27 protein-coding genes and 1 pseudogene are annotated in these 26,508 nt (G+C 67.4%); 6 read left to right on the top strand and 22 right to left on the bottom strand.

Annotation, left to right across the window (positions count from 1 at the left end; genetic code table 11):
• Positions 1-60: 60 nt before the first annotated feature.
• Entirely contained in the window at positions 61-531 is a 471-nt protein-coding gene (gene trmL, locus K307_RS27240) for a tRNA (uridine(34)/cytosine(34)/5-carboxymethylaminomethyluridine(34)-2'-O)-methyltransferase TrmL (protein ID WP_042887462.1), read from the top strand.
• A gap of 15 nt (positions 532-546) precedes the next feature.
• Here trmL and K307_RS27235 read toward each other — a convergent pair whose 3' ends face one another.
• The 5 genes from K307_RS27235 to K307_RS27215 form a co-directional block, all read right to left on the bottom strand.
• Positions 547-1,524 carry a Bug family tripartite tricarboxylate transporter substrate binding protein gene (locus K307_RS27235; RefSeq protein ID WP_042883938.1) on the bottom strand — a complete coding sequence of 326 codons (978 nt, stop codon included), beginning with the start codon at positions 1,522-1,524 and terminating at the stop codon, positions 547-549.
• A 39-nt stretch (positions 1,525-1,563) separates the two neighbouring features.
• Positions 1,564-2,580 (bottom strand): NAD(P)H-dependent glycerol-3-phosphate dehydrogenase, encoded by a 1,017-nt coding sequence (locus K307_RS27230; RefSeq protein WP_042883937.1) that lies wholly within the window; start codon positions 2,578-2,580, stop codon positions 1,564-1,566.
• A gap of 103 nt (positions 2,581-2,683) precedes the next feature.
• Positions 2,684-3,202, bottom strand: coding sequence for a protein-export chaperone SecB (gene secB, locus K307_RS27225; protein ID WP_022533409.1), 519 nt, complete (start codon positions 3,200-3,202; stop codon positions 2,684-2,686).
• A gap of 190 nt (positions 3,203-3,392) precedes the next feature.
• Positions 3,393-3,650, bottom strand: a complete 258-nt coding sequence (grxC, locus tag K307_RS27220; protein WP_042883936.1) for a glutaredoxin 3 — start codon at positions 3,648-3,650, stop codon at positions 3,393-3,395.
• 93 nt (positions 3,651-3,743) lie between these two features.
• Positions 3,744-4,157 (bottom strand): rhodanese-like domain-containing protein, encoded by a 414-nt coding sequence (locus K307_RS27215; protein ID WP_042883935.1) that lies wholly within the window; start codon positions 4,155-4,157, stop codon positions 3,744-3,746.
• A gap of 189 nt (positions 4,158-4,346) precedes the next feature.
• On the opposite strand from K307_RS27215, the gene gpmA reads away from it, so the two are divergent.
• The 3 genes from gpmA (at position 4,347) to K307_RS27200 (ending at position 7,926) form a co-directional block, all read left to right on the top strand.
• A complete protein-coding gene (gene gpmA, locus K307_RS27210) occupies positions 4,347-5,093 on the top strand; it encodes a 2,3-diphosphoglycerate-dependent phosphoglycerate mutase (protein WP_042883934.1) in 747 nt (248 codons plus the stop codon).
• A 206-nt stretch (positions 5,094-5,299) separates the two neighbouring features.
• The gene (locus K307_RS27205) at positions 5,300-6,910 is read left to right on the top strand and encodes a S41 family peptidase (protein ID WP_042883933.1); all 1,611 of its coding nucleotides are present in this window, start codon (positions 5,300-5,302) and stop codon (positions 6,908-6,910) included.
• 251 nt (positions 6,911-7,161) lie between these two features.
• Positions 7,162-7,926, top strand: coding sequence for a HesA/MoeB/ThiF family protein (locus tag K307_RS27200; protein ID WP_042883932.1), 765 nt, complete (start codon positions 7,162-7,164; stop codon positions 7,924-7,926).
• A 9-nt stretch (positions 7,927-7,935) separates the two neighbouring features.
• Here K307_RS27200 and mnmH read toward each other — a convergent pair whose 3' ends face one another.
• The 12 genes from mnmH to K307_RS27140 all read right to left on the bottom strand — a co-directional run bounded on the left by mnmH (position 7,936) and on the right by K307_RS27140 (position 19,683).
• Positions 7,936-9,039: a tRNA 2-selenouridine(34) synthase MnmH gene (gene mnmH / locus K307_RS27195; protein ID WP_042883931.1), complete on the bottom strand. Its 1,104-nt coding sequence runs from the start codon at positions 9,037-9,039 to the stop codon at positions 7,936-7,938.
• Complete coding sequence (selD, locus tag K307_RS27190; protein ID WP_042883930.1) at positions 9,039-10,082, bottom strand: selenide, water dikinase SelD; 1,044 nt, start codon at positions 10,080-10,082, stop codon at positions 9,039-9,041. The genes mnmH and selD overlap by 1 nt, the downstream gene beginning before the upstream one ends.
• 195 nt (positions 10,083-10,277) lie before the next feature.
• Positions 10,278-10,757 carry a bacterioferritin gene (gene bfr / locus K307_RS27185; RefSeq protein WP_010814835.1) on the bottom strand — a complete coding sequence of 160 codons (480 nt, stop codon included), beginning with the start codon at positions 10,755-10,757 and terminating at the stop codon, positions 10,278-10,280.
• Positions 10,758-10,884: 127 nt separating this feature from the next.
• On the bottom strand, positions 10,885-11,190 hold the full coding sequence (locus K307_RS27180; RefSeq protein ID WP_042883929.1) for a (2Fe-2S)-binding protein: 306 nt from the start codon (positions 11,188-11,190) through the stop codon (positions 10,885-10,887).
• A gap of 214 nt (positions 11,191-11,404) precedes the next feature.
• Positions 11,405-13,174 carry a phosphoenolpyruvate--protein phosphotransferase gene (gene ptsP, locus K307_RS27175; protein WP_042883928.1) on the bottom strand — a complete coding sequence of 590 codons (1,770 nt, stop codon included), beginning with the start codon at positions 13,172-13,174 and terminating at the stop codon, positions 11,405-11,407.
• 49 nt (positions 13,175-13,223) lie between these two features.
• Positions 13,224-13,493, bottom strand: coding sequence for an HPr family phosphocarrier protein (locus tag K307_RS27170; protein ID WP_022533398.1), 270 nt, complete (start codon positions 13,491-13,493; stop codon positions 13,224-13,226).
• Positions 13,462-13,917, bottom strand: a complete 456-nt coding sequence (locus tag K307_RS27165; RefSeq protein WP_022533397.1) for a PTS sugar transporter subunit IIA — start codon at positions 13,915-13,917, stop codon at positions 13,462-13,464. Before K307_RS27165 ends, K307_RS27170 begins: the two co-directional genes overlap by 32 nt.
• A gap of 77 nt (positions 13,918-13,994) precedes the next feature.
• A complete protein-coding gene (gshB, locus tag K307_RS27160) occupies positions 13,995-14,948 on the bottom strand; it encodes a glutathione synthase (RefSeq protein ID WP_042883927.1) in 954 nt (317 codons plus the stop codon).
• Positions 14,949-14,956: 8 nt separating this feature from the next.
• Positions 14,957-16,252, bottom strand: coding sequence for a glutamate--cysteine ligase (gshA, locus tag K307_RS27155; protein ID WP_042887459.1), 1,296 nt, complete (start codon positions 16,250-16,252; stop codon positions 14,957-14,959).
• A gap of 649 nt (positions 16,253-16,901) precedes the next feature.
• On the bottom strand, positions 16,902-18,461 hold the full coding sequence (gene amt / locus K307_RS27150) for an ammonium transporter (protein WP_042883926.1): 1,560 nt from the start codon (positions 18,459-18,461) through the stop codon (positions 16,902-16,904).
• A 33-nt stretch (positions 18,462-18,494) separates the two neighbouring features.
• Positions 18,495-18,833 carry a P-II family nitrogen regulator gene (locus K307_RS27145; RefSeq protein WP_010814843.1) on the bottom strand — a complete coding sequence of 113 codons (339 nt, stop codon included), beginning with the start codon at positions 18,831-18,833 and terminating at the stop codon, positions 18,495-18,497.
• 52 nt (positions 18,834-18,885) lie between these two features.
• On the bottom strand, positions 18,886-19,683 hold the full coding sequence (locus tag K307_RS27140) for a TorF family putative porin (RefSeq protein ID WP_042883925.1): 798 nt from the start codon (positions 19,681-19,683) through the stop codon (positions 18,886-18,888).
• Between the two features lie 383 nt (positions 19,684-20,066).
• On the opposite strand from K307_RS27140, the gene K307_RS27135 reads away from it, so the two are divergent.
• Together K307_RS27135 and K307_RS27130 are read left to right on the top strand one after the other, a co-directional pair.
• Positions 20,067-20,345 carry an accessory factor UbiK family protein gene (locus K307_RS27135; protein WP_042883924.1) on the top strand — a complete coding sequence of 93 codons (279 nt, stop codon included), beginning with the start codon at positions 20,067-20,069 and terminating at the stop codon, positions 20,343-20,345.
• 83 nt (positions 20,346-20,428) lie between these two features.
• A pseudogene (locus K307_RS27130) lies at positions 20,429-21,867 on the top strand (YifB family Mg chelatase-like AAA ATPase).
• 4 nt (positions 21,868-21,871) lie between these two features.
• Here the strand turns inward: K307_RS27130 and K307_RS44590 are convergent.
• From K307_RS44590 to K307_RS27105, 5 genes are all read right to left on the bottom strand, one after another.
• Positions 21,872-22,423, bottom strand: coding sequence for a GNAT family N-acetyltransferase (locus K307_RS44590; RefSeq protein ID WP_051975201.1), 552 nt, complete (start codon positions 22,421-22,423; stop codon positions 21,872-21,874).
• A 38-nt stretch (positions 22,424-22,461) separates the two neighbouring features.
• Positions 22,462-23,949, bottom strand: coding sequence for a glucose-6-phosphate dehydrogenase (zwf, locus tag K307_RS27120; RefSeq protein ID WP_042883923.1), 1,488 nt, complete (start codon positions 23,947-23,949; stop codon positions 22,462-22,464).
• A 69-nt stretch (positions 23,950-24,018) separates the two neighbouring features.
• Positions 24,019-25,050: an SIS domain-containing protein gene (locus K307_RS27115; RefSeq protein WP_042883922.1), complete on the bottom strand. Its 1,032-nt coding sequence runs from the start codon at positions 25,048-25,050 to the stop codon at positions 24,019-24,021.
• Entirely contained in the window at positions 25,043-26,146 is a 1,104-nt protein-coding gene (gene nagA, locus K307_RS27110; protein WP_042883921.1) for an N-acetylglucosamine-6-phosphate deacetylase, read from the bottom strand. Before nagA ends, K307_RS27115 begins: the two co-directional genes overlap by 8 nt.
• Before the next feature lie 42 nt (positions 26,147-26,188).
• A complete protein-coding gene (locus K307_RS27105) occupies positions 26,189-26,464 on the bottom strand; it encodes a porin (protein ID WP_042883920.1) in 276 nt (91 codons plus the stop codon).
• Between the last annotated feature and the right edge of the window lie 44 nt (positions 26,465-26,508).

Here is a 26,508-nt window from a genome sequence, read left to right as displayed (position 1 = left end):
GGTAAGCTGCGCACCGTTCTGACGAAGGGCGGCACCCGGCGCCCGAGATACTCCCGCATCATGTTCAACGTCGTCCTGGTCGAACCGGAAATCCCACCCAACACTGGCAATGTGATCCGCCTGTGCGCCAACACCGGCGCGCAGCTGCATCTGGTCAAACCGCTGGGATTCCCGCTGGAAGATGCGCGCATGCGCCGCGCCGGGCTGGATTACCACGAGTACGCCACCATGCGCGTGCACGAGAGCTGGGACGCGCTGATGGCCAGCGAACAGCCCGATCCCACGCGCATGTTCGCGTTGACCACGCGCGGCTCGACGCCGTTTGGCCAGGTGGAATTCCGCCCGGGCGACTGGTTCGTGTTTGGTTCCGAGACGCGTGGCCTGTCGCCCGAGCGACGCGAGTGGTTCCCGCCGGCGCAGCGAATCCGGCTGCCGATGCGGCCTGACAATCGCAGCCTGAACCTGTCGAATACGGTCGCGGTAGTGGTGTTCGAAGCGTGGCGGCAGAACGGGTTCGCGGGCGGCAGCTGAGCGCCGCCGTACCGTTTATTCCGGCTGCACCCCGGCCGCGCGGATCACCTTGTCCCAGCGCGCCTTCTCGCTTGCCATGGTCTGGCGCAGCGACGCCGGCGCGGTGCCGGCCGGCACGAAATACTGCGCACGCATCTTGTCGCGCACATCGGCGCTGCCGATGATCGCCACCAGTTCGCGGTAGAGCCGGTCGATCACCGGCTGCGGCGTGCCCGCTGGCGCCAGCACTGCCTGCCACGAAATCGCTTCGAAACCTGGATAGCCGGATTCCGCCACCGTCGGCACCGACGGCAGCACCGCGGTGCGGCCCGTGGTGGTCACGGCCAGCACGCGCAGCTTGCCGGCATTGACCTGCGGCATCGCGATCGCCGGCACCATGAAGCCCGCCTGCACCTGCCCCCCTACCATCGCAGTGGTGACCTGCGGGAAGCCGGGATACGGCACGTGCTGCAGGTCGATGCCCGCCATTGCCTTGAGCTGCTCCATCGCCAGGTGCGAGGCGCTGCCGTTGCCGGGCGAGCCGTAGTTCAGTTCGCCCGGTTTCGACCGGGCCAGCGCGACGAATTCGCGCAGGGTGTGGACCGGCAGGCGTGCATCGACCACCAGCACGTTGGGCGAGGTCGCCACCAGCGTCACCGGCGCGAGCTGGCGGAACGGATCGTAGTTCAGGTTGCGCGACAGGGTCGGCGCGGTGACAAGCGGGCCGTTGATGGTGAACACCAGCGTATAGCCATCGGGCGCGGCGCGCGCCACCATGCCGGTGCCGACATTGCCGCCGGCGCCGGGGCGGTTTTCCACCACCACCGGCTGGCCCAGCGCAGTCGCAAGCTTCTCGGTCACGATCCGCGCGATCAGGTCGGGCGACGAGCCCGGCGGGAACGGCACCACCATGCGGATGGGCCGGGCGGGCCAGGGTTGGGCGAGCACGCTGGCGGAAGCGCCGGCAGCGCAGGCAGCGGCAAGCGCGATCAGCGCGTGTCGGCGGGTAGGCATGCGGGAAGTATCGTCAGGAAGGTTGGGTCACGCGCGCTGTCACTCGTCGCGCGCGTCGCGCTGGAGCAGCTGCGCTACCGCATCGGCGGCGCTCAGCCCGTCGAACAGCACCGCGCACACGGCGCGGGCGATCGGCATCTCGACGCCGTTCGCGGCGGCAAGCTCGGCCACCGCCTGCGCGCAACGCACGCCCTCGGCCACATGGCCCAGTTCGGCCAGGATCTGGTCCAGGCTCTGCCCCGCCGCCAGTTGCTGCCCCACCTTGCGGTTGCGCGACAGGTCGCCGGTTGCGGTCAGGATCAGGTCGCCCACGCCTGCCAGGCCCATGAAAGTCTCGACGCGCCCGCCCAGCGCCAGGCCCAGCCGCGTCATCTCGGCCAGCCCGCGCGTCACCAGCGCGGCGCGCGCGTTCAGGCCCAGGCCCAGCCCGTCGCTGGCGCCGGTGGCGATCGCCAGCACGTTCTTGACCGCGCCGCCCACTTCCACGCCGGTCAGGTCGTCGCTGCCGTAGATGCGCATGGCGTGGTGGTGGAAGGCCGCCTGCGCGCGCTCGGCCAGCGACGGCACGCTGCCCGCCACCGTCAGCGCGCACGGCATGCCCTGCGCCACTTCGCGGGCGAAGCTCGGGCCAGTCAGCACGCCGTAGTCGAAGCCCTCGGCGCGCCCGGCGGCGTCGAGCTCGGCGCGCACCATCTGGTGCGGCAGCAGGTGCGTGCCGGACTCGAAGCCCTTGCACAGCCACAGCATCGTCACCGGCCGCGCGCTACGCGTGGCGAGCCGGCGCGTCATCTCGCGCAGGCCCGACACCGGCGTAGCGACCACCACGATGCCGTCCGGGTCGTCCGCGGCATGCGCCACCGCAAGCTCGAAATCCGCCTGCACCGCGAGCCGCTCGGACAGCGTCACGCCCGGCAGGTAGGCAGCGTTCTCGCGCGTGGCGGCGATGGCGGCGAGCTGGGCGGGGTCACGCCCCCACAGCACCACGTCATTGGTGGCCGCGGCATGGCTGGCGAGGGCGGTGCCCCAGGCACCGGCACCAAGGAAGGTCAGTTTCATGGGAGCTCGCACGGAGGATGGGCGCAGTCGATAGTAGCCCCGGAGCCAAAAAGGCGAAACGGGGCCGCAGCCCCGTTCCGATGCATGACTCCGGACGCCGGAATCAGTGGCGAGCCTGGCTGCCGTCGGGCATCACGATGCCGCTGCTGCCGCCTTCGGCACCCTGGGCTTCTTCCATGGCCGCCTGCAGGCGTTGCTCGTACAGCGCCTGGAAGTTGATTTCCGACAGGTGGATGGCCTGGAAGCCGGCGCGGGTGATCACGTCTGCGATATTGCTGCGCAGGTACGGGTACAGGATGGTCGGGCAAGCGATGCCCAGCAGCGGGTCGAGCTGCTCCACCGGCACGTTGCGGATATCGAAGATGCCGGCCTGGTGCGCTTCCACCAGGAAGGCGACCTTGTCCTGCACCTTGGTCGTCACGGTGCCGGTCACCACCACCTCGAAGATGCCTTCCTGCAGCTGCGACGCGCCGACGTTGACCTGCACTTCCACCGACGGGGCTTCCGATTCCAGGAAGATGCCCGGCGAGTTGGGCTGCTCCAGCGACATGTCCTTCAGGTAGACGCGCTGGATATTGAAGAAGGGTTGATCGTCCTGCTGGGTGTTTTGCTGGTCGCTCATGAAAGGCTTCCGGGAAGATGGGCGTTGGGCGTGGTGGCGGCAGCCCCTGATGGGTGCAGGGCTGGCCGGTGCCCGGTTGGAAAAGTGAGAAAGCGCATATGGTACATGACGCGGATGGCGATTTCACCCGCGCCGGGGCAAAGCCGGCCCGGAATCAGACGGTTCCGAGCGAGCAGCAGTCGCGGGGCGCTCAGGCAGCCAGCAGCGGCACCAGGCCACCCTGGCGGTCCAGCGCCGACAGGTCGTCGAAGCCGCCCACGTGGGTATCGTCGATGTAGATCTGCGGTACGGTGCGGCGGCCGGTGCGAGACATCATCTCTTCGCGCTTGCCGGGTTCGCGGTCGATCAGGATCTTCTCGACCGTTTCCACGCCACGAGACTTCAGCAGGCGTTCAGCCATAACGCAAAACGGACACACCACGGTGCTGTACATGACGACGCGGGCCATGCGGGTTCTCCTTTTGAATGCAATGCGGCGCACGCACCGGCTGTGGGCCGGGCGGCGCGCTGTGTAGCGGAATACGGGCCGGAATTGCCTGGATTACTTCACCAGCGGCAGACCTGCCTGCTGCCAGGAGGCGATGCCCCCCTCGAGCGTGTAGATCTCACTGTAACCGGCTTCCTTCAGCGCTGCCTGGGCCTTGCCCGAGCGCTGGCCGGTCTGGCATATCACGATGATGGGGGCCGCCTTGTCCTTTGCAAGGCCGGCCGCGCGCGCGGGCAGGTCAGCCAGCGGGGCGCTCTTGGCCTGCGGCAGGTGCCCCTTGGCATACTCGGCGGGCTCGCGGATGTCGACCACCACCGCCCCGCGCTTGTTGATCAGCTGGGTGGCGACGGCCGTATTGACGGTCTTGCCGCCGGTGCTGCGCGAGATCGCGGGCCAGGCCAGCAGGCCGCCCGAGACCACGGCGAGGGCGATCAGAGCGAGGTTGTTGTAGTCGGCAAAGAAATTCACGTTGGCATTCCGGTAGGTTGGGTCGGCGGCATTATAAAATACGCGGTTTGGCGTCCGGGGCCTGCCGCTGCATGGCCAGCCGCCATTGTCGCCTGCCTGAGACATGGAGTTCACATTAGAAAGCCATGAAGCACTCGGAGTGACGGCGCGGACGCACGCACAGGTTACCTACTCTCTGGAAGCAGCAGCATGTACAAGCTCGTCCTTATCCGCCACGGCGAATCCACCTGGAACCTTGAAAACCGCTTCACCGGCTGGGTCGACGTCGACCTGACCGAAACCGGCGCGGCCCAGGCCAACCTGGCCGGCAAGCTGCTCAAGGATGCCGGCTTCAGCTTCGATCTCGCCTACACCTCGGTGCTCAAGCGCGCCATCCGCACGCTGTGGCACGTGCAGGACGAAATGGACCTGATGTGGATCCCGGTGCGCAACGAATGGCGCCTGAACGAGCGCCACTACGGCGCGCTGGCCGGCCTGAACAAGGCCGAAACCGCCGCCAAGTTCGGCGACGAGCAGGTGCTGGTGTGGCGCCGCAGCTATGACACCCCGCCGCCCGCGCTGGAGCCGACTGATCCGCGCGCCTCGTTCAACGATCCGCGCTACGCCAATGTGCCGCGCGAGCAGGTCCCGCTGACCGAATGCCTGAAGGATACGGTCGCGCGCGTGCTGCCGCTGTGGAACGAATCGATCGCCCTCGACATCCAATCCGGCAAGCGTGTGGTCATTGCCGCGCACGGCAACAGTATCCGCGCGCTGGTAAAGTACCTTGACCAGATTTCGGATGACGATATCGTCGGACTCAATATTCCCAACGGCACCCCCCTCGTTTATGAGCTGGACGCCGACCTGCGCCCCCTGCGCCACTATTACCTGGGCGACCAGGAAGCCATCGCCGCCTCGCTGGCGGCCGTGGCCAACCAGGGCAAGGCACGCTGAAGCCGGTCCGGAAGCCGGTCCGGGTGGCTCCCACAGGCGCATGTGTACGCGCGTGTGCGGCCGCCCACCCTGAACCGGGGCGTGGCAGGCCCCGTTCTACGCACGGACTTATACTGTCGGACAAACCGCCCAGCGCCGGGCGGCCGCAGCCGGCATAATCCCCACACGTACACTCCGTACACCAAGTACACGTTCAGGCAGCCCTCATGCGCAAGACGCTCAAGAACATCAGCCTAGTCTCTGTCGGCCTCGTCGCCGGCGTGCTCGCCACGCTGCAGATCTCGGCGACCGCCCAGAATTCATCGGGGCCCTTGCCGCTGGACCAGCTGCGGCTGATGGCCGATATCTTCGGGCAGATCAAGCGCGAGTACGTAGAGCCGGTCGATGACAAGAAGCTGCTGACCGAAGCCATCAAGGGCATGGTCGCCAGTCTCGACCCGCACTCGTCCTATCTCGACGAGAAAGACTTCAAGGAACTGCAGGAAGGCACGCGCGGCCGCTTCGCCGGCCTCGGCATCGAGATCTCGCAGGAAGAAGGCCTGGTCAAGGTGATCAACCCGATCGAGGATACGCCCGCGTTCCGTGCCGGCATCCAGCCGGGCGACCTGATCACCCGTATCGACGACAAACCCGTGCGCGGCCTGCCGCTGGAGCAGGCAGTCAAGCGCATGCGCGGCGAGCCTGGCACCAAGGTCACGCTGACGATCTACCGCAAGAGCGAGGAACGCACCTTCCCGGTCTCGATCACGCGCGCCGAGATCCGCGTGCAGTCGGTCAAGGCCAAGATGCTCGACAACAATATCGGCTGGATTCGCCTGACCAGCTTCCAGGAACGCACCGTTTCCGACCTGGCCCGTAAGCTGGCCGAGATGGCGCAGAAGAACCCGAACATGAAGGGGCTGATCCTGGACCTGCGCAACAACGGCGGCGGCGTGCTGCAGGGTGCGGTCGGCGTGGCCGCGGCCTTCCTGCCGGACGACGCCACGGTGGTGTCGACCAACGGCCAGGTGCCCGATGCCAAGCGCGTCTACAAGGCGTCGTACAGCAACTACCGCCTGTCCTCGCTGGAAGACGATCCGCTCAAGGGCCTGCCCGCGATCTACAAGAAGATCCCGATGGTGGTGCTGACCAATGCCTACTCGGCCTCGGCTTCCGAGATCGTGGCGGGCGCGCTGCAAGACCACCACCGCGCGCAGATCATGGGCAAGACCACCTTCGGCAAGGGCTCGGTGCAGACCGTGCGTCCGCTCACCAATGAAACCGGCATCAAGCTGACCATCGCGTACTACTACACGCCGAGCGGCAAGTCGATCCAGGCCAAGGGCATCCGCCCTGACATACCGGTCGATCAGAACCCCGAAGGCGATCCGGACGACGCGCTGATCACACGCGAGATCGATACCGAGCGCCACCTGCACAACAAGCAGGAATCGGAAGAGCCGGAAATGACCGAACGCGAGCAGCGCCGCGTGGAAGAACTGCGCCGCCTGGAAGAAGAAAACGCGAAGAAGTCGCCGGAAGAACGCGAGAAGGAACGCCGCAAGAAGCCGGTGGAATTCGGCTCGGCCGACGACTTCATGCTGCAGCAGGCCGTGGCCCAGCTCAATGGCCAGCCGGTCAAGCGCTCCAAGTCGCGGCTTGAGACCAACCCGCCGGCCGACAACGGCAAGGCAGCAGCCAAGCCCTCGGGCAAGAGCGGCGCCAAGGGTGCCAGCGCTCCGGCCGCCAAGCCGGTCGCTCCGGCCCCCGGCAAGCAGCCGCCGGCCAGCGCGCCGATGGGCGAGCCGTTGGGTACGCCGACGGGCAAGGCGCCCTGAGGCGCTGCTTTACACCGCCGGTTTGCCCCCCTCTCCCGCTTGCGGGAGAGGGGGGAGAGGGCAGGAGTGTCAAAGGCTGAGGGCGGTGGGTTCAAACCGTTGGCTTCGCTTGATGTGGCTGCTTGCTAGCCCACCCCTCTCCCCAACCCTCTCCCCCTGAGGGGAGAGGGAGAACACCTTGCTTGGGCCAGCTCGGGCGGCTTTGGCGCACCCAAAACCGCTCTCCTCTTTGGCACTCGGGGATTAACTTCATGAGCGACGACGGCCTCAACGACGAACAGCTACTGCGCTACTCCCGCCACATCCTGCTGGACGAGCTCGGCATCGAAGGCCAGCGCCGGCTACTTGCCGGTCACGCGCTGGTAATCGGCGCGGGCGGCCTGGGCGCGGCCGCGCTGCCCTTCCTCGCTTCGGCCGGCGTGGGCCGCATCACTGTGGTCGACAACGACGAGGTCGACCTGACCAACCTGCAGCGCCAGATCATCCACACCACCGCCAATGTGGGCCGGCCGAAGGTCGATTCCGCGCGCGAAGGCATGCTGCGTATCAACCCGGGCCTGGAGATCGTGACGGTGCCGGCGCGCGTGGGCGATGCCGAGCTCGACCAACTGGTGGCCACGGCCGACGTGGTTCTGGATTGCTGCGACAACTTCGCCACGCGCCAGGCGGTCAACCGCGCCTGCGTGCGCCACAAGGTGCCGCTGGTGTCGGGCGCGGCGCTGCGCTTCGACGGCCAGATCAGCGTGTTCGACCGCCGCCAGCCGGATGCGCCCTGCTACGCCTGCCTGTTCCCGCCGGCCGAGCCCGCGCCGGAGGTGGCCTGCGCCACCATGGGCGTGTTCGCGCCGCTGGTCGGCATGGTCGGCACGGTGCAGGCGGCCGAGGCGCTCAAGCTGCTCGCCGGCGTCGGCGACAGCCTGGCGGGGCGGCTGCTGATGGTCAATGCGCTGTCGATGGAATGGACCACGATGCGGCTGGCGCGCACGCCGGATTGCCCGGTCTGCGCCGGGCACTGAGCCAAGCGCCTAGTCCTGCGGCGCCGCATGCGCCCGTAGCCAGTCGGTAACGGCGGCGCGGTCGCCGCGGAAGACGATGCGCGCGGTGCGCTGCTCGCGCTGGTAGTCGTACATCGGATCGTAGTAATCGCGCAGCAGCACTTCGATCCAGCCACAGTGCAACGCCACTTCGCCGGAATCCGCCTGCCGTGCCAGCGCCTGCTCCAGCAGGCTCGATAACTTGCCGTAGCGCGCCCCGCCCAGCCTTGGAGCGATAGCGGCCATCGCTTCGCGCAGGCGCGCGGCGTAGGCCTCGAAGCCCTTCGCCGTTCCCTTCTCGGCGATAAACTCCGCCGCCAGTCCCTGCACGTAGTCGCGCAGCACGCGCTCCACGCGTTGCTCGAACGACGCCTCCAGCCATACCAGCGGGCTCGCCTGCATGCGCTGCGTCAGCGCCTGCGGCACGTCACGGCTGCCGATATAGCGGCCTTCGTCTTCCACCACCAGCGCGTGGAAGCCTGTGTCGATATGGCGCAGCAGGTCGATCGCCAGCGCGTTCTCGAAATCGACCTGCTGCGGCTGCGCCAGCGCGCGGCGCCCGAATGCCGAGCCACGGTGGCGCGCATGGCCCTCCAGGTCGATCGCGGCGGGCACGTCGGCCAGCACGTCGGTCTTGCCGCTGCCGGTCAGCCCGCCGAGCACGACCCACCGCTGCTCGGTGGCGGCCGTATCGATGGCCGAGATCAGGAAGCCTCGCATCGCCTTGTAGCCGCCGGTGACGCGCGGGTAGTTGACACCCGCTTCACGCAGCCATTGCTGCACCAGCTGCGAGCGCAGCCCGCCGCGGAAGCAATACAGGTAGCCATCCGGATGCGCGCGCGCAAACTCCGCCCACGCCGCGATCCGCGCCGCCTTGCGTTCGCCCGACACTAGCTGGTGGCCCAGCACGATCGCCGCCTGCTGGCCCTTCTGCGCGTAGCACAGGCCAACCTCGTGCCGCTCGGCATCGTCCATCAACGGCAGATTCACTGCGCCCGGGAAGGCCCCGCGCGCGAATTCCAGCGGTGCGCGCACATCCATCATCGCCACACCGCTGAGGAACAGCGAACGGAAGTCGGCGGTGTCTTCGCGCATCACTGGATCTCGACTGCAAGCGCGGCGCGCGCCACCATCTCGCCGACCGGCGCCAGCGACAGCCCGAGGCGCGCGCACTCAGCTACGAATTCGGCTTCGCCGGCAGGCTCCACCGCCACCAGCAGGCCGCCACTGGTCTGCGGATCGCACAGCACCGCGCGCTGCACGTCGGTCAGCGGCGTGATGCGGTGGCCGTAGCTGTCGAAGTTGCGCTGCGTGCCGCCCGGCACGCTGCCCTGGCCGATGTAGTCGACCACGTCATCCAGCACCGGCACCGCGGCATAGTCCAGCCGCGCGGTCAGGCCGCTGCCGTCGGCCATCTCCACCAGGTGGCCGAGCAGGCCGAAGCCGGTGACGTCAGTCATCGCGCACACGCCCGCCAGGCGTCCGAACGCGCTGCCGGGCCGGTTCAGCACACACATCCAGTCGCGCGCCAGGTGACGGTTGTCGGCGCGCAGCAAACCCTTCTTTTCGGCGGTGGTCAGCACGCCGATGCCCAGCGGCTTGGTCAGGTACAGCCGGGAACCGGGCGTGGCAGTGTCGTTGCGCTTCAGGTGCGCGCGTTCGACGATGCCGGTCACCGCCAGCCCGAAGATCGGCTCCGGCGCATCGATCGAATGCCCGCCCGCCAGCGGAATGCCGGCGTCGTCGCAGGCGCGGCGCCCGCCCGCCACCACTTCGCGCGCCACCTCGGGCGGCAGCACGTTGACGGGCCAGCCGAGGATGGCGATGGCCATCAGCGGATCGCCGCCCATCGCGTAGATATCGCTGATGGCATTGGTGGCGGCGATACGCCCGAAGTCGAACGGATCGTCGACGATGGGCATGAAGAAGTCGGTAGTAGACACCACGCCCCGCTCACCGTCGGCGCCATCCAGCGCATACACCGCCGCATCGTCGCGCGAGGCATTGCCGACCCACAGCCGCGGGTCCAGGTGCTGCGCACCACTGCCCGCGAGGATCACGTCGAGCACTTTCGGGGAAATCTTGCAGCCGCAGCCGGCGCCGTGGCTGTACTGCGTCAGGCGGATAGGATTGGTCATGGCTGGCTCCGTCGCGGCGCCCTGCCCGGGCAGGAGCCACTACCCGGTCAGGCACGCCTGGATGAAGAGAGGAATTGGAATGAGAAGGGTTACTGCAAACAAGCAAGCAAGGTGGCAGCGCCGGATGGCGCCGCGCGCTGGGGCCGGCCACCTGCGCAGGGACACTGCAGCGGCGGCCGCGCCGGAGACGGCGGCTTACTGCTCCCCCGGCTCCATCTGCGACTGCAGGTAGTTCTGCAGCCCGACCTTGTCGATCAGGTCCAGCTGCGTTTCCAGGTATTCGATATGTTCCTCCGTATCGGTGAGGATATCGACCAGGATTTCGCGGCTGACGTAATCGCCGACGGATTCGCAGTAGGCAATGCCTTCCTTGACGGTGGCGTGCGCGGTCTGCTCCAGCTTCAGGTCGCACTTGAGCATCTCGGGCGTGTCTTCGCCCAGCAGCAGCTTGTGCAGGTCCTGCAGGTTGGGCAGGCCGTCCAGCATCAGGATGCGCTCGATCAGGCGGTCGGCGTGCTTCATTTCGCCGATCGATTCCTTGTACTCGACGTCGCCGAGCTTTTTCAGGCCCCAGTGGCGATACATGCGGGCGTGCAGGAAATACTGGTTGATCGCGGTCAGCTCGTTCTTGAGCTGGGCGTTCAGATGCTGGATGACCTTCTTGTCACCTTTCATTGGCGGCTCCTGTTACATCGGGCCCGCGCAAAAACACGAAGCGGCGCCAATGGCGCCGCGTGCAGTCGGTGAAAAAGGAAATGCGCAAAACGCGCCGTGAACTGACTTTCAGTTCATATGGGCGCGTTCAGGCAACCAACGCCTTGCGCTGGTCGTTCGCGACTGCCGGGTCCCGAGTGTCCATTATGGTACATGGGCCCGATGCGGAACAGGAAGAAATCTCCACAACCTGAATGTTGGCGAGGGTCGCCACGGTGACATTCCGCACCGCTGCCACGCCTTCCTGCAACACCTGCTGCGCGCAGTCGCGGCAGCGACCGCAGCACGTGCCGACGCCAAGCGTTTCGGCCAGTTCGTCGAGGGTTTCGACGCCAAGGTGTGCGGCACCGTGGATCTCACGATCGGTGATCTGGTTGCAGATGCAGACGTACACAACTCCCTCCTGTGGGGCGCGTGGCACCGGCATGCCACCGCGAATGAACGTCAGAATATCAGAGATGCAAAATGATAACAATTCCCATTAAGCCACATGCGAGGAGGTCGGGAGAACGGCACAAGGCGCGAAAAGAAGGCGGCGACAGCGGCACTTTCGAAGCATTGAATGTGCCGCGGCTGCCGCATTCCACCATCAGAAAACCCTGATGGCGTCAGGGTCTCGCGAGCAACCGCAGGGCTGCGGCCTGCTCCTCCGGGTCGTAGGTATTGAGCACCTGGTCGACCAGCGGCTCGAGCAACTGGCAGTTGGCGTGCAGGATCTCCTGCTTGACCCGCAGCAGCTGCGCCGGGTGCATCGAGAACTCGCGCAGGCCCATGCCCAGCAGCAGCCGCGTCATCGACGGGTCGCCCGCCATCTCGCCGCACACCGCCACCGGCACGCCGGCACGATTGGCTTCGCGGATGGTGCGCGCCACCAATTGCAGCACCGCCGGGTGCAGCGGGTCGAACAGGTGCGCCACCGCGTTGTCGGCGCGGTCGATTGCCAGCGTGTACTGGATCAGGTCGTTGGTGCCGATGGACAGGAAGTCCATCTTGCGCAGGAACAGCGGCAGCAGCAGCACCGCGGCCGGGATCTCGATCATGGCGCCGACCTTCATGCCCGGGTCGTAGGGCTCGCCGCGCTCATCCAGCTGGCGCTTGGCCTTGGCGATCAGCGCCAGGGTCTGGTCGATCTCCCTGGCATGCGCCAGCATCGGCACCAGCAGCCGCACCGGGCCAAAGGCCGAGGCGCGCAATAGCGCGCGCAACTGGGTCAGGAACATGCCTGGCTCTGACAGCGACCAGCGGATCGCGCGCAGGCCCAGCGCGGGATTCAGCGCAGTCTCGAACTCGTCGCCACGGCCATCACGGCCATCCAGCGGCTTGTCGGCGCCGACATCGATGGTGCGGATGGTCACCGGCAGGCCGTGCATGGCGTCGACCGCACCGCGGTAGGCCTGGAACTGCTCGTCCTCGTCCGGCAACTCGTCGCGCCGGTTCATGAACAGGAATTCGGAACGGAACAGGCCCACGCCGACCGCGCCGGCCACCAGCGCCGCGCCGGCGTCCTCGGCCATCTCGATATTGGCCAGCAGCTCGATCTCGAGCCCGTCCAGTGTTACCGCCGGCGTGTGCCGCAAGCGTTGCAGGCGCTTCTTCTCCAGCGCGCGCTCGCTCTGCCGGTGGCGGTATTCCTCGAGGATGATGGCGGTCGGGTCGACGATCACCAGCCCGGCATCGCCGTCGACGATGATCCAGTCGTCCTGGCGAATCAGCTCGCTCGCGCTCTGCACGCCGACCGCGGCCGGGATATCCAGGCTGCGCGCGACGATGGCCGTATGCGAGGTGCGCCCGCCCATGTCGGTCACAAACCCGTGGAAGATGGTGTGGCGGAACTGCAGCATGTCGGCCGGGGCGATGTCGTGGGCGACCACGATCACGCCAGGGGCGGCTTCGCCGTCGGCGGCCAGCGCCGGCACCGGCGCGGGCACCAGCACGGGGGCGCCGGCCAACGCCTTCAGGATGCGCTCCACCACCTGCCGGATATCGGTCTTGCGCTCGCGCAGGTACTCGTCCTCGATTTCGTCGAACTGGCGCATCAGCTCTTCGAGGCGCGTGGTGAGTGCCCACTCGGCGTTGTAGCGGCGGCCCCGGATCAGCGCCTCGGGCTCGCGCGCCAGCGCCTCGTCGTCGAGGATCATCGCGTGCACGTCGAGGAAGGCACCCAGCTCCTCGGGCGCGTCGCGCGGCAGGTCGCGCTTGAGCGCCGCCAGTTCCGCCCGTACCGCGGCGCGCGCGGCGCGCAGCCGTTCGACCTCGGCGTCGAGCCGGTCTTCATCGACCAGGTAATGCGACACATCCAGCGCCGCGGGCGCGAGCAGGTGTGCGCGCCCGATGGCGACGCCACGCGAGACCGGGATGCCGTGCAAGGCGAAAGGCATGTACCGCTCCGTCAGGAACGTTTAAGAATTTATGTCGAGGCCGCCGGCCTCACTCTCCCTCACCAAAACGATTGGCGATCAGCGCCAGCAGCGCGTCCATCGCCTCCTGCTCGTCGGGCCCGTCGGTCTCGAGGGTGATGGTCGAACCGATCCCGGCCGCCAGCATCATCACGCCCATGATGCTCTTGGCATCGACCTGGCGTCCGTTGCGGGACATCTTGACCTGGCTGACAAAGCTGCCTGCGAGCTGGGTCAGCTTTGCGGACGCGCGAGCATGCAGTCCGAGCTTATTGATGATGGTGGTGTCCCTCTGCAGCATATTTGTCGGGATGATTGGCGGTTTGGTTCTGTACGGTGGTGGTGCCGACCTGCAGCACGCCCTGCGAGCCGCCGGCCAGCGCCTTGGTGGCAAGCTGGTCGAGCTTTTCGCCGCGGTAGCAGATCGCGCGCACGAGCATGGGAAGGTTGACACCGGCCAGCACGCGCACGCGACCCGGCTCGGCCAGACGCGCGGCGATATTGGCGGGGGTGGCGCCGAAGATGTCGGTAAGTACCAGCGCGCCGTTGTCTTCACAGATCGCGGCCAGCCGGCGCCGGGCTTCAGCCAGCACGGCGGCGGGATCCGCGTCGGGAAGGACGTCGATGGCTTCCAGCCGCTGCGGCTGGCCGCAGTAGACGTGGGCGGCGCAATCGCGCAGCGCCGAAGCCAGCGGGGTGTGCGCGATGATGAGGATGCCTGCCATGATGGTGAATCCGTTGGATTGCCCAGATTGTAGCAGGCGCCCCCCGCACTCCCGCTCACGTCCGGGGCGGTCAGGTTTCAGCTGCCGGCGGCGCCCACGGCATGCTCCAGCGCGTCGATGAACATCGCCGCGACGTGGAAGCCGGTCTGCTGGGTGATTTCCTGGAAACAGGTCGGGCTCGTCACATTGACCTCGGTCAGGAAGTCGCCGATCACATCCAGCCCCACCAGCAGCAAGCCCTGCTCCCACAGCCCCGGCGCCAGCGCCTCGGCGATCTCGCGGTCGCGCTTGCTCAGCTCCTGCGCGCGTCCGGTGCCGCCGGCGGCCAGGTTGCCGCGCACTTCGCCAGCCATCGGCACCCGCGCCAGCGAATACGGCACCGGCACGCCGCCGATGAGCAGGATGCGCTTGTCGCCGTCCTTGATCGCCGGAATATAGCGCTGCACCATCAGAGTGCGCGCGCCGTCATGGCCCAGCGTCTCGACGATCGCGGCCAGGTTCATGCCGTCCGCACCGACGCGGAACACGCCCATGCCGCCCATGCCATCGAGCGGCTTGACGATGATGTCGCGGTGCTCGGCGTGGAAGTCGCGGATGCGCGCCAGGTCACGCGTGACCAGCGTCGGCGTGATGAATTCCGGGTACTGGGCGATCGCCAGCTTCTCGGAATGGTCGCGGATCGCGCGCGGCTTGTTGAACACGCGCGCGCCCTGCGACTCGGCCAGCTCCAGCAGCCAGGTGCTGGTGACGTACTCCATGTCGAACGGCGGATCCTTGCGCATCAGCACCGCGTCGAAGGCGGACAGCGGCTCCAGCGCGCTGTTGCCTTCGCGGTACCAGGCATGGTCGTCGTCGGTCAGGTGCAGCCGTGTGGCCATGGTCTCGACCACGCGGCCGGACAGCGTCAGTTGCGGCTGCAGGCACCAGTACAATTCGTGGCCGCGCGCGGCGGCCTCGGTCATCATGGCGTAGGTGGAGTCCTTGTAGGTCTTGAAGGTCTCCAGCGGGTCAGTGATGAAGAGGATGCGCATGGGGCTCGTCACAGGATCGGGTTCGGGTCGGTTTTCTCGAGTTCCAGCGACGCCGCCAGCAGCGCCAGCCGCGCCACCACGCCGTACATGTAGAACCGGTTAGGCACCGCCGCGCCGGGCTTGGCGTGGGAGTCGGGGATGCCGTTGGGGGCAAACGCCAGCGGCACGAAGTGCATGCCCGGGGCGTTCAGGTTCTCGTCATTGCCGCGGCCGGTGTGCACGCGGTAGAAGCCGCCGACCACGTAGCGATCGATCATGTAGACCACCGGCTCGGCCACCGCCTCGTTGACCTTCTCGAAGGTGTGCACGCCTTCCTGGATAATCACGTCGCTGACCTCAAGGCCTTCCTTGACGACGCTCATCTTGTTGCGCTCCTTCCGGTTCAGGCCCTTGATCTCGGACGGGTCACGCACGGTCATGATGCCCATGCCGTAAGTGCCGGCATCGGCCTTGACCACCACGTACGGCGTTTCCTTGATGCCGTACTCGCGGTACTTCTTGGCGATTTTCTTGAGCACGCCTTCCACCGCGTCGGCCAGTTCTTCCTCGCCCACGCGCTCGTGGAAATTCACTCCGGTGGTGCGCGCAAAGTACGGGTTGACCATCCACTGGTCGATGTCGATCAGCTTGGCGAACTTCTTCGCCACCTCGTCATAGGCGGCAAAGTGGCTGCTCTTGCGGCGGGTGGACCAGCCGGCATGCAGCGGCGGCAACAGGTACTGCTCGTTGATGTTTTCCAGGATCGGTGGGATCCCGGCCGACAAGTCGTTGTTCAGCAGGATCGAACACGGGTCGAAATCCTTCAGCCCCAGCCGGCGGCCCCTGGTACCCAGGCGCGCCAGCGGCTCGACCACCAGGGTCTGGCCGTCGGGCAGCTCGATCGGGGTCGGTTCGGTGATTTCCTCGGAGAGCGAGCCCAGGCGCACGTTCAGGCCCGCCTGGCGCATGATCAGCGACAGCCGCGCCACGTTCTGCAGGTAGAACATGTTGCGGGTGTGACGCTCGGGGATCAGCAGCAGGTTCTTGGCGTCCGGGCAGATCTTCTCGATCGCCGCCATCGCCGCCTGCACCGCCAGCGGCAGCATTTCGGGCGCCAGGTTGTTGAAGCCGCCCGGGAACAGGTTGGTATCGACCGGCGCCAGCTTGAAGCCGGCATTGCGCAGGTCCACCGAGCAATAGAACGGAGGGGTATGCTCCTGCCATTCCAGTCTGAACCAGCGCTCGATGGACGGCGTGGCGTCCAGGATCTTCTTTTCCAGTTCGAGCAGCGGACCGTTCAGCGCGGTGATGAGATGCGGGACCATATCCATCCTATAGATCGTCTTTATCGTTCGCCCCGATTGTAGAGGAACGGCCAAACAGGCGCTGGCACACCCTTTATAAGGATATGCAGGCCATGGCTTAAGGGATAACGATATGGGGATGGGCGCGCGGAAATAAAGGCCCGGCCAACGCGGCGGCCGGTGCCCGCGGTTGCCGGCCGGCGCTTGAGGCGGGCGACCGGCCCGGACGCCATTCGTACAGGCAAAAAAAAGCGCGGCGATGCCGCGCTTTCAAATGGCCTGACAGATACGGGGAGCGTTCTGCAGGTGGAGGAAACTGCCTCACTGGCAATGTATGTGCCCCGCACATTAAAGACAATTGAAGCTTTTTAAGATCGGAGTTAAGCACTCTGCGAAAAGCCCGTGTGCAGTGCGGGGAGATAGCCGCCAGGCCGCGCCGGCGCTGGGCTGGCGGACTTTGCCGCCGCTTCCGGATACCACCGTGGAGCCCGGCAAGAACCGGCCGGATGCGGCTTTGGAAGCCTTTTGCACATAATCACGACTTCAGGCACTGACGAGCATAATCCGAGCCCGCGCCGCGCCGGCTGAAAATAAAAAAGCCCGGCACACGGCCGGGCGAAACTCCTGAGAGTCGATTCCCAATCAGCTCTCCAGCACAACACCTTTGTGATCAGACTTCATATGCGGTCTCGCCGTGCGAGGTGATATCCAGGCCCTCGCGCTCTTCGTCTTCCGGCACCCGCAGTCCGATCAGCATGTCCACCAGCTTGTAGGCCACGAAGGCCACCACGCCCGACCACACCACCGTGGTCAGCACGCCCTCGAACTGGATCCACAGCTGGCCGGCGATCGAATAGTCATCCGCCACCTTGTTGGCCACGTAGTCGTAGATGCCCGTGCCGCCCAGGCTGGGAGAGGCGAACACGCCGGTCAGCAGCGCACCCACGATGCCGCCCACGCCGTGCACACCGAACACGTCCAGCGAGTCGTCCATGCCCAGCATGCGCTTCAGGCCAGTCACGCCCCACAGGCACAGCAGGCCGGCGATCAGGCCGATCACGATCGAGCCTATCGGGCCGACGAAGCCGGCCGCCGGGGTGATCGCCACCAGGCCGGCCACTGCGCCCGAGGCGCCGCCCAGCATCGAGGGCTTGCCCTTGCCGATCCACTCGCCGAAGGTCCACGCCAGCACCGCGGTGCAGGTGGCCAGCAGCGTGTTGACGAAGGCCAGGGCGGCCGAACCGTTGGCTTCCAGGGCCGAGCCGGCGTTGAAGCCGAACCAGCCGAACCACAGCAGCGAGGCACCCACCATGGTGAAGGTCAGGCTGTGCGGACGGATCGCCTCGCGGCCAAAGCCGATACGCTTGCCGAACATATAGGCACCCACCAGGCCGGCCACGGCGGCGTTGATATGCACCACGGTGCCGCCGGCGAAGTCGAGCGCGCCCTTCTGGAACAGCCAGCCGGACTTGGCCGTCGCCGCGGCGCCCGCGGCGGCGTCGGTGTAGGCGTCCGGACCCGGCCAGAACCAGACCATGTGGGCCATCGGGATGTACGAGAACGTGAACCACAGCACCACGAACACCAGCACGGCCGAGAACTTGGCGCGTTCGGCGAAGGCGCCGATGATCAGGCCGCAGGTAATGCAGGCGAAGGCGCACTGGAAGGCGAAGTAGCCCAGTTCCGGCACCACCACGCCCTTGCTGAAGGTGGCGGCCACGGCCTCGACCGTCAGCCCCTTCATGAAGAGCCGGTCGGTGCCGCCGAAGAAGGCGTTACCCTCGGTAAAGGCAAAGCTGTAGCCGTAGATCGCCCACAGCAGCGCCACCAGCGAGAAGATCACCAGGCACTGCATCAGCACCGACAGCATGTTCTTGGAGCGCACCAGGCCGCCGTAGAACAGTGCCAGGCCGGGCAGCGTCATCAGGATCACGAAAGCGGTGGAGACCAGCAGCCAGGCGGTATCGCCCTTGTTGGGCACGGGCGCGGCAGGTGCGGCGGCGGCAGCTTCCGCGGGGGCGGCGGCAGCCGGCGCAGCGGCGGCAGGTGCGGCAGCAGCCGATGCCGGCGCTGCTGCGGCGGCGGCGGGGGCGGCGGAGGCGGCCGGGGCTGATGCCTCCGCTGCCGGCTTGTCCTGTGCGGCGGCCGGCGCGGACATGCCCACGCCCGCCGTGCCGATGGCCAGCGCCATTGCGCCGGCCGTCAGGAATCGCTTGAACCAGGTTTTCATTTGATTAACCTCTTGTGTTGTGCTGTCTCGGGGTCACAGGGCATCGCCGCCGGTCTCGCCGGTGCGGATGCGGATGACCTGCTCGATCGGTGCCACGAAGATCTTGCCGTCGCCGATCTTGCCGGTGCGGGCCGATTTCTCGACCGCCTCGATGGCGCGCTCGACTACGTCGTCGGGTACCGCCACTTCGATCTTCACCTTGGGCAGGAAGTCGACGATGTATTCCGCGCCGCGGTACAGCTCGGTGTGGCCCTTCTGGCGGCCGAAGCCTTTCACTTCGGTCACGGTGATGCCGGACACGCCCACGTCCGACAGCGCTTCGCGCACCTCGTCGAGCTTGAACGGCTTGATCACTGCAATGATGAGTTTCATCGGGATTCTCCTGGGGGCAGGCCGGCATCAGCCCGCCCGGGCTGCGTCAGAGTTAGAAAGTCTTGGTGATCGAGGCCCACGCCGCCGCCTTGCCCAGGTAGCGGCCACGGTTGGCGCTGGTGTAGGCCACTTCCTTGGCATTGGTGTCGACATAGGCGACCGCCAGCGCAAAGCCCTTACCCAGGTCCTTGGTCAGGCCGATCTTCCAGTCGGTGTACGAGGCATCGCTGTTGTGCTTCACGCCTTGGTAGCCGACGTGCGCGTTCAGCGTCAGGTCCCAGAAGTTCAGCGGGACGTTGGCGCTCAGGTCGACGTAGTAGCTGTTCTTGCTGTCGGCCCAGCCAAACAGGTTGGTAACCGAGTGCGAGTACTTGAGCATGACCGGGCCCCAGCCGATGCCGGCGTACAGTTCCGTGGTGTACGGGCGCGGGTTGTTGTAGCCGCCCGGATAGTAGTACTGGAGCACGCCCAGGTCATAGTTGAATTCGGTGCCTGAAACCTTGAAGGTGTTCTTGAAGCCGCCATAGAAATCCATCTCGACTGGGGCCGAGACCGCCGGATTGGCATCCTCGAGCCAGCTGATGCTGGAGTTCCAGTTGCCCACGTAGAAGCCGCTCTCGTGCGCATAGTCAAAGCCGCCCTGGATCGCGGGCCGCAGGTTGGTCTGACTGATGCCGCGGTAACGGTAGTCCGAGACTAGCGACACGTTGGCCGTGAACGTATGCGGCGATGCCGGCTCGGCAGCGGCGGCGGGCGCCGGGGCAGCCGCCGCGTCCGTGCTCTGCGCGTACGCGGTGGCGGCGGCGCCGGACAGTACGACCGCGCTGACTGCAAGGGCCAACTTCTTCATGGATTTCTTCTCCTTTTTCCTGAGGGCTCGGATTTCGTTTATTGGGATTTCTGTGAGGCAGTCGGGATCACTACTGCAACAGCCGTGCCAGCCCCGTCGGAAGACGGCGATGGCACGCGGCGGCCAGCGCCTCGCAGTGAACCAAAGCGCGCTTGAATCTGCCTTGCGGCAAAGCCAGATCGGGTTAAAAGGTGTGAACGCCGGCACGCCGGAGCTTTCGCCGGCGTGGCGCAAGGGCGATAATCAAGCCCTGACGGTGGCAGGAAGCAGCAAACGCGCGGGCGATCCGCCCGGATTGAGGGCGCCCAAAACCTGTGCGAAAGCGCGCTATACGCCAGATGCCCACCCGGATTGGCACCAGTCAGGTGCACAAAGGAGAAACCATGAAACCGACCGATCTCTTCAACGACCTGCAGAACAAGGTCAGCGAGGCGCTGCGCAATTCGCCGGCAAGGGATATCGAAAAGAACGTGCGCAGCATGATGACGCAGGGCTTCGCCCGCCTCGACCTGGTCACGCGCGAGGAATTCGACGTCCAGTCGCAGGTGCTGGCCCGCACCCGCGCCCGCCTGGAGGAACTGGAAAGCCGCGTGGCCGAGCTGGAGCGCCGCGCCGGCATCCCGCCCGGCGCCGGCGCGGTGGACTCGACCGGGGGCGCATGACCGCGCCGCGCCGGCCGGACCAAGCCCGCCTGCCCGAAGGCCGCCAATCCTGGCGGCCTTTTTTTTGTTAACAGTTCGATGACATGAACCTTGCCGTCCTGCGCAGCCGGGCGCTGACCGGCATCGCGGCCCCGCCGGTGCGGGTGGCGACGCACCTGGCCAACGGCCTGCCGGCCTTCACCATCGTTGGCCTGGCCGACACCGGCGTGCGCGAAAGCCGCGAGCGCCTGCGCGCCGCCATCCTCAACAGCGGCTACGAGTTTCCCAACCGCCGACTACCGTCAACCTGGCGCCGGCCGACCTGCCCAAGGAGTCGGGCCGCTTCGACCTGGCGATCGCACTGGGCATCCTGGCCGCCAGCGGCCAGATTCCGTCCGAGGCACTCGACGACCATGAATATGCCGCCGAGCTGTCGCTGTCCGGCGAACTGCGCCCGGTACGTGGCGCGCTCGCCATGGCGATGGGCCTGGCACGCGACAACGCCGCGAGCGCGGCCGCCGGCGAAGCGCCGCGCGCCTTCATGGTGGCGGCGGGCAACGGTGCCGAGGCCGCGCTGATCGAAGACCTCGCGGTGCACGCCGTCGCCACGCTGCGCCAGGCGTGCAACCACGTCGGCCCCCTGCCCGACGCCCGCCTGCCAAGTGCAGGCGCGCCGGGCAATCGAAGTCGCCGCGGCCTGCCAGCACTCCGCGCTGCTGGTCGGCCCGCCCGGCACCGGCAAGTCGATGCTGGCGCAGTGGCTGCCGGGACTGCTGCCGCCGATGTCGCTGCAGGAAGCGCTGGAGTCGGCCACGGTCATGAGCCTGACGCCAGGCGGCTTCCGCGCCGAACTGTGGGCGCAGCGCCCGTGCCGCGCGCCGCACCACACCGCGTCAGGACCGGCGATGGTCGGCGGCGGCGGCAACCCGCGCCCGGGCGAGATCTCGCTGGCCCACCACGGCGTGCTGTTTCTCGACGAGTTCACGGAATTCGACCGCCGGGTGCTTGAAGTGCTGCGCGAGCCGCTGGAATCCGGCCGCATCACCATCGCCCGCGCCGCCGGGCACGCCGACTTCCCGGCCTGTTTCCAGTTCATCGCGGCGATGAACCCCTGCCCGTGCGGCTACCTCGGCCATCCCGACCGCCCCTGCCGCTGTACGCCCGAGCAGATACGGCGCTACCAGTCCAAGTGGAAGTGCCCGCGCAGGACCAGGGCGAAATGCTCGACGGCCCGCCGGGCGAGCCCAGCGCCACGGTGCGCGCCCGCGTGCTGGCCGCGCGTGAGCGACAGCTTGCGCGGCAAGGCAAGCCCAACAGCGAACTGGGCGGCAAGGAGATCGAGATGCACCGCACGATGGAGTCGCAGGCGCGGGCGCTACTGCGTGGCGCGATGACACGGATGGCGTGGTCGGCACGGTCGTACTACCGCGTGCTGAAGGTGGCGCGGACCATTGCGGACCTGGAAGGCGCCGACGTGCTGACCGTCGCGCATGTGGGCGAGGCGATCCAGTACCGGCGGGCGTTTCGGATGGCGGGCGGGTGACGGTCTATCGATTGGCGCCTTCGCCGCGACCGAGCCGCGCCATCGCCGCGCTGGCCCACCCATAGATGGCTTCCTCCAGATACGTCTCGCCTCGCCGCGAAATCGTCGTGGACTCGTACCGGCCGCCGGTCATTTCGTAGAAGCGTCGCGCCTTTCGGTTGTCGACCAGCACACTCAGCTTCATTGAGGTGAAGCCTCGGCCCAGAAACTCCCGGATACAAGCTGCAAAAAGTCCGAAGCCGATGCCCTGGCCGTGGTGATCTGCCAGGACATATAGTGCATAGATCTCCCCCGACACGCATCGCGCGGCGTTGCGCAGCGGACCGCAGTCGGCAAATCCGATAACGTCGCCGACAGCGGTGCGACAGGCGACGAATGACTTGATAGTGGGGTCCGACAGCACGCGTACCCGGGCTGCGTGCCGGCCTTCGACGGTCACCGCCTGCAGCAGGTCAGCCGGGAGCAACTGGGCATAGGTTTCCTGCCAGCAGCGCGCATGGGCTGCGGCAACGGCCCATGCATCATCCACCACCGCCTTTCGTACCGTGACCGGCATTGCCCTTGATCCTCGGCCTTGCGTGCCAACGCAAGCCGTCATGCCTCCTCCGACCACTGCATGCCCTCGCGCGCCATGAACGCCGACGATGCCGCCGGGCCCCACGTCCCCGCCGTATAGGGCCGTGGCCCTTCATCCTGCTGGCGCCACGCTTCCAGGATCGGATCGACCCAGGTCCAGGCCGCCTGCAGTTCATCGCGCCGCACGAACAACGCCAGCCGCCCGCGAATCACGTCAAGCAGCAGGCGCTCGTAAGCCTCGGCGCGCCGCGTGGTGAAGGCCGAGTCGAGGTTTAGCGCCAGGCTCAGCGGCTTCAGCTTCATGCCCTCACCCGGCTGCTTGACCATCAGCGTGAGCCGCACCGACTCTTCCGGTTGCAGCCGGATTACCATGCGGTTGGGCTGCAGCGTGCTGCCCGGATCGAAGATCGAATGCGGCACCTGGGCGAAGTTGATCACCACCTCGGTCACGCGCTCCTGCATGCGCTTGCCGGTGCGCAGGTAGAACGGCACCTTGTTCCAGCGCCACGTGCCCAGCTCGGCGCGCATCGCGACAAAGGTCTCGGTGCGGCTGTCGGGCGGGATGCCGTCTTCCTGCAGGTAGCCGCGCACCAGTTCGCCGGCGATGGCACCGGCGGTGTACTGGCCGCGCACGGTATTGCGGCGCACGTCCTCGGGCGACATCGGCCGCAGCGAGCGCAGCACCTTGAGTTTCTCGTCGCGCACGGCGTCGGAGTTGAGTGCCGCGGGCGGTTCCATCGCCAGGATGCTGACCAGTTGCAGCAGGTGGTTCTGGATCATGTCGCGCATCGCGCCGGCCTCATCGTAGAAGCCGCCGCGGCTGCCCACGCCGACGGTCTCGGCCACGGTGATCTGCACGCTGCAGACGAACGGCGTGCGCCACAGCGGCTCGAAGATCGAGTTGCCGAAGCGCAGCGCCATCAGGTTCTGCACGGTCTCCTTGCCGAGGTAGTGGTCGATGCGGTAAGTGCGATCTTCGGTGAAATAGCGGTTCACCACTTCGCTGATGGCGATGGCCGAAGCCAGGTCCACGCCCAGCGGCTTTTCCAGCACCAGGCGCGTGTCGTCGGCGATCAGGCCGTGGCCGGCGAGGTTGTCGCAGGTGGCGGCGAACAGTCCCGGCGGCATCGCCATGTAGTAGATGCGCAGCGCCTCGTCGCGCAGCTTCTCCGCCAGCGCCTCATAGTCGGCCGGCTGCGACGCATCCAGGCGCACGAAGTCGAGCCGCTCCAGGAAGGTCTGCCACTTGGCCGCGTCGAGATAGCGCGCGTCCACGAACGGCTTTGCCTTCTCGTCGGCAAAACCCACAAAGGCCTCGCGGTCCCACGCGTGGCGGCCCACGCCGATGATGCGGGTGCCGCCGGGCAGGTTGCCGTCGCGGTGGCACATGTAGAGCGAGGGCAGCAGCTTGCGCGCCGACAGGTCGCCGGCGCCGCCAAAGATGACGAGGTCCAGCGGCCGCGCGTCGGCGGTGCCGAAGGAAGAGGCGGATCGGGTGGTTGGCATGGCGGACTCCTTGCTTGCCGGGGTGCCGGCGTGGGGGCGTATCGGTTGCAATTGACGCGCGCAGCGGGATCAGCGCGTCTCGGTCACCTTGCGCAGGTATTGCGGCTGGTCGGGGTTGCGGCCGCGCGCCAGGGCCAGCGCCTGCGCGGCGACGTAGAAGCTCTGGATTGCGGCGATCGGGTCGAGCAGCGGATGGCCGGCCGTCACCAGCGGCAATTCCACAGGCAGATTCGCGTCATCCGTGTCAGGCGGCGCAGCCAGCAGCACGCGCGCGCCGCGGGCGCGCATCTCCGCCGCCAGCGCCAGCAGCCCGGCCTGCTCCGGCCCGCGCGGCGCGAATACCAGCAGCGGATAGCCGTCGCCGATGATCTCCATCGGGCCGTGTCGCACCTCCGCACCAGAAAACGCCTCGGCCTGGATGCCGGAGGTCTCCTTGAGCTTGAGCGCCGCTTCCTGCGCGATCGCCAGTCCCGCGCCGCGGCCCAGTACGATCATGCGCTGCGCGCCGCGCAACGCGGGCACCAGCGGCATCCAGTCCTGCGCGGCGGCCTCGCGCAGCACCGCGGGCAGCCCCTCGCAGGCGGCAACCAGTTCGCGCTCGCCGGTGCGCGCCGCTTCGAGATCGCCGACCAGCAAGGCCGACATCGACAGCATGGCGATATAGCTCTTGGTCGCCGCCACGCTCTGCTCGGGCCCGGCACACAGCGGCAACTCGTGCGCGCACGCCTGCGCCAGCGGCGAGTCCGGGGCGTTGACCAGCGCCAGCGTGGCGGCGCCGCCGTCGCGCAGCGCCTGCATGGTCTCGACCAGGTCCGGGCTGCGTCCCGACTGCGAGAACGCCACCGCCAGTTGCCCGGCGACGCGCAGCGAGCTGCCATGCAGCGTGACCGTCGACATCGGCAGCGAGGCCACCGGCACGCCCAGGCGGCGGGTCACCAGCGCGGCGAAGTAGCTGGCGGCATGGTCCGAGCTGCCGCGCGCCACGGTCAGTACCGCGGGCCACGGCTGCGCGGCCAGTTCCGCCGCCAGCGCGGCCACGCGCGGCGCATCGGCCAGCTGCGCGGCCACCACGCCCGGCGCGCTCAGCGCCTCTTCAAGCATTCTCGACACAACACTCTCCTTCGACGTAGACGGTACGTACCGACAGCGAGCGGTCCAGCACGACCACATCGGCGCAGCAGCCGGCGGCCAGCATGCCGCGGTCGGTCAGGCCCAGGTATTGGGACGGATACAGCGACACGCGCCGCGAAGCCTCGGCCAGCTCCAGCCCGATCGCGACAAAGTTGCGCAGCGCCTGGTCCATGGTCAGCACGCTGCCGGCCAGCGTGCCGTCGGCCAGCCGCACGCTGCCGTCCGACTTGTAGACGGTCTGGCTGCCCAGGTGGTACACCCCGTCGGGCATGCCGGCGGCGGCGGTGGCATCGGTCACCGCGTACAGGCGCGGTATTGCGCGCAGCGCCGCGCGGATGGCGCCGGGATGCACGTGCAGCAGGTCCGGGATCAGTTCGGCGAACTCGGCGTGCGCCAATGCCGCGGCCACCATGCCGGGGGCGCGGTGCTGCAGCGGCGTCATCGCGTTGAACAGGTGGGTGAAGCCGCTGGCGCCGGCCTCCAGCGCCGCCACCGCGTCCTCATAGGTGCCCAGCGTATGGCCGAGCTGCACACGCACGCCGCGCGCGGCCAGCGCGCGGATGATGTCGAGATGGCCCGGCAGTTCCGGCGCCAGCGTCACCACCTTCAGCGGCGCCGCGCCCAGGTACTGTTCCAGTTCTTCCTGCGTGGCGATGGCTGACGTGTCGGGCTGCGCGCCAAGCTTGCCGGGGTTGATATATGGCCCTTCCAGGTGGATGCCGAGCATGCGCGCAGCACCGCGCGGGCGTTGCGCGCAGGCGCGGCCCAGCGCTTGCAGTGCCGCCAGCAGCACCTCGTGCGGCGCCGTCATGGTGCTGCCCAGCAGGCTGGTGGTGCCGAAGCGCACATGCGCGCGCAGGATCACCGGCACCGCCGCCTCGCCGTCCATGAAGTCCTTGCCGCCGCCGCCGTGGTTGAGCAGGTCGACAAACCCCGGCAGCACGTACGGGGCATCGTTGCCATCGGGCGTGGCGGGCATGCCCTCGATGCGCGCGATGCGTCCGTCAGGGCCGGCGTGGATCTCGCCCAAGACCCAGCCGGCGGGCGTGAGGATGTTTCCTTTCATGGCATGACTCTCCACTTCCACAACATCACCGGCACGCCCCCCTCAGAACAGGTGGATGATGCCGGCGTACGCGCCCTGCTGGTTCGCCCCCGCGCGCGGCATGGTGTCCGGCGAGGCCTCGACCGAGAAGGTGGCATTGCGCGAGTTGAACACCGAGGCGACCGTGCCGTAGAGCGAGGTGCGCTTCGACAAGTCATACTTTGCGCCCAGTGTGACAAGCGTGCCATGCCCGCCGCTTTTGTTCAGGGTAGCGTAGTAGACGCCCGTCAGCAGCGTCAGCGCGGGCAGCACGCGGTAGTTGGCGCCGATCCACGCCATCTGAGATCCAGGCCGGCCAGTGGCGCGTCGGCGACGCGCTGCCG

The organism is Cupriavidus necator A5-1, from assembly GCF_000744095.1.
GTDB classification, from domain to species: domain Bacteria; phylum Pseudomonadota; class Gammaproteobacteria; order Burkholderiales; family Burkholderiaceae; genus Cupriavidus; species Cupriavidus necator_A.
This window is presented reverse-complemented; position numbering and strand designations above follow the sequence as displayed.